The organism is Nitrospirota bacterium, from assembly GCA_016212185.1.
GTDB lineage: Bacteria > Nitrospirota > Thermodesulfovibrionia > UBA6902 > DSMQ01 > JACRGX01.
Map to the genome: position 1 here is coordinate 1 of JACRGX010000083.1, position 3,035 is coordinate 3,035.

The window sequence follows — 3,035 nt, forward strand, 5'->3', positions numbered from 1 at the left end:
AGATGATGGCGTCAGGGGCGCTCTCTGAAACACTGCGAAATCTCTCCTCGCTTTCCTTTAATTCCAGCGTCCTCTCATCAACCATTGCCTGCATATTGGAATAAAGGCTGTCCAACTGCGCTGACATCTCATTCATTGCATCTGACAATTGCTCAATCTCATCACCTGTCTTTATATCAAGCCTTGTCTTGAAATCGCCGTGCGCAATTGCGTCTGCGCCGTTGTGAATGATTTCTATTGGTCTGACAAATATCTTTGAATAGTAAAACGCAAAGAAAACGCCAGTGCCAATCAAAATAACAGCGCCCACAATCATAATTACCCACACCTCTACCCATGCCTTTTCAGCCACTGCAACGCTCTCTTTGTATTCTTCTATATCCTTATCACGCCATTTTTTAAGCACTTCTATAATGGGATAGGCATACTTATAATCCATGTCTTCCATTAGTTTTGCAGCGTCCTTATTGCCGCGAGGGTCAGGGACTGCAAATATCTTAAAGGATATTTCCCTTATATTCTGCCATGTCTCGTTAACCTTTTTGAATAATTCCTTTTCGCTGATTTCATGCGCATGACCCAACTCTAGTTCCATCTCTTTTACCCTTGCTTCTAAATCAATGGAATTCCCTTTAAAATCGTCAATATATCTTCTATCCCCTGTAATAATATAATCATTAACAGGCATCAATACCCTTCCAAATGCAAGCATAATGCTTGTAACAACCATCCTGTCATTAGATAAATCATCAAGACGGTGGAGTTTTTTATAGATAGTATTCATATTGTAAAGGCTTATGCCGCCCATAATAATCAAAAATGGAAATATTACTGCGAAAAACGCAATGATGAGTTTTGTCCTGATTTTGTAGGGCATAAAGACCTCCGATTGTTTGCGATTCATTTGATTGGGCAGCCGCCAATCACTTTTATAGAATTATATAAGTATAGCGTAGACTTGGGATTTGTCAAATATGATGGCTTCGCAAAAAGTTGAAAAACTGTAGAAACGGGTCTTTAGACCCGTTAATAATAGACCTAAAGGTCCGTTTCTACATGTAGTTACAATGCCTGATTTAATCTGCTTGTGGTTTTTCAACAGCCTGCTAGCGTAAAATTGGGATTTGTCAAATGATAATGTGTGTATGAGGAGTTGAAAGGTAGGCTTAAAATTATAATTCTCAAACCTAAAGGTTTGAGTTACGCTGTAACTCAAGGCTTTAGCCTTGAGTATTTGATAAGATTTTACTTTGTTAAAATCCCTCCTCCCCATGTTCCGATTAAAAGTCTTCCTGCGCTATCCATGTTTATTGTCTGGACAATGCGGTTGACCATATCGCCGCTTGCATCCTTCCACTCTGATGCGTCTTTTTCGAGCAAGAATAAACCGTCATGCGTGCCTGCATAGACATTGCCTTTATTGTCTGCCTTTAAAGACAAGACCCTTTTATTTTTCAAACCATTGTTTTTTTCTTCCCATGCCTTATCTCCGCTTTTTACAAACACCCCTCCCCCGTCTGTTCCAGCATAGATATTGCCGTCTTTGTCTATTGCGATTGACTGGATTATTGTGTTTTTAAGATTGCCTGTCATATCTTCAAATCTATCCCTATCCTCTTTTGCATTTCTGAATATACCGTTTGCTGTGCCGATATAAATCCTGTCTTTTGAATCAAACGCAACCGCCAATATCCTTTTGTTTGTAAGCCCGTTTTCCAATGCCTTCCATGCTCCTCCTATGTCATCGCTTCTAAAAAAGCCGTCGCCTTCAATGCCGGCAAAGACACTGTCATTTTTATCAATTGCAACTACTGATGTATTTGAATATGCCGCTGGATGACCTTTAACCCTTTCCCATTTTTTGTCAGAGGCATTATATTTGAACACGCCGCTTGTTGTCCCTGCATAGATATTGCCTTTTGAATCCTTTGCAATTGCCTGAACCCTTTTCCCTGAAAATAGAACCGCCTCTTCCCATACTTTGTCTTTTTGCTTTATGAATAATCCCCATGATGTCCCGGCATATATGGTATTTTCATCAGCAAATGCCGATATTATCTGCGTGTTCGCTATGCCGTTATTTTTTTGCTGCCATGTTTTGCCTTTGTCATTGCTTATGTATATGCCTTTGCCGTAACTGCCTGCAAAAAGCCTGTCATTGCCGATTGGCGCTATATTTCTTATGAATACGCCTTTTAATCCTATGGATTTCCATTCCTTCACATCAGGCGAAAATTTAAATACGCCGTCTTCTGTTCCTGCAAAGATTTCATTATTTTGATTGATGGATAGATGCCTCACATAAGAATGAGCGCCCTTGCCAAAAGACTCCCATTCTTTGCCGTTATCCTTGCTTCTCTGTATTCCGCTGCCCCATACTGACGCATAGATGTGTCCACTATTATCAATAACGATTGACTGCACAAGATATTCCAGAAGACCGACAAACCTCCATTTATTCTCACCCTTGCCAAGCCCATAGACCCCGCCTTCTGTCGCAGCGAGGGCTGCGCCGTCTTTTGTAAACGTAATGCCGTTTACAAATGTGTTGTGAAGTTCATCGTTTATGCTGTATAATTTCCAATCATTATCAATCTTTTTGCACACACCGCTTCCCCATATGGACGCATAAACTTTTCCTTCTTTATTGGATGAAACAAACGGGACGAGATGCCCTTTTGAAGCACCTGTTTCTAATATCCAATTCATGCCTTGATTTGTGGATTTGAATATCCCTGCCTTTGTGCCTGCAAACATTGAGCCGTCCGGGGTTTTTGCCAGCGAATATACAAAGGGATTTGCAAGCCCTGAACTTGCGGGCAGCCATGTGTTTCCATTGTCTGTTGTCTTGTAAATGCCGCCTCCCTCTGTTCCAATAAATATAGCCCCATCAGCATCCTCAATAACTGATGTAACGATTCCCCCGAATGGCCCTGCTGCATTAAACACCTTGTCATCAGCAATAGCAGTAGAGGATATTAAAAAAAGGAATGTTAATGCCGCAGCGTATATCTTCACTTTTTCTCCCCTGCCCT

General features: G+C 41.0%; 2 protein-coding genes. Both read right to left on the minus strand.

The window, feature by feature from the left end:
* The coding region (locus HZA10_09735) for a HAMP domain-containing protein (GenBank protein ID MBI5196591.1) at positions 1-877 on the minus strand (877 nt) is incomplete at its 3' end.
* A gap of 368 nt (positions 878-1,245) precedes the next feature.
* Entirely contained in the window at positions 1,246-3,018 is a 1,773-nt protein-coding gene (locus HZA10_09740; GenBank protein MBI5196592.1) for a hypothetical protein, read from the minus strand.
* Positions 3,019-3,035: the final 17 nt, after the last annotated feature.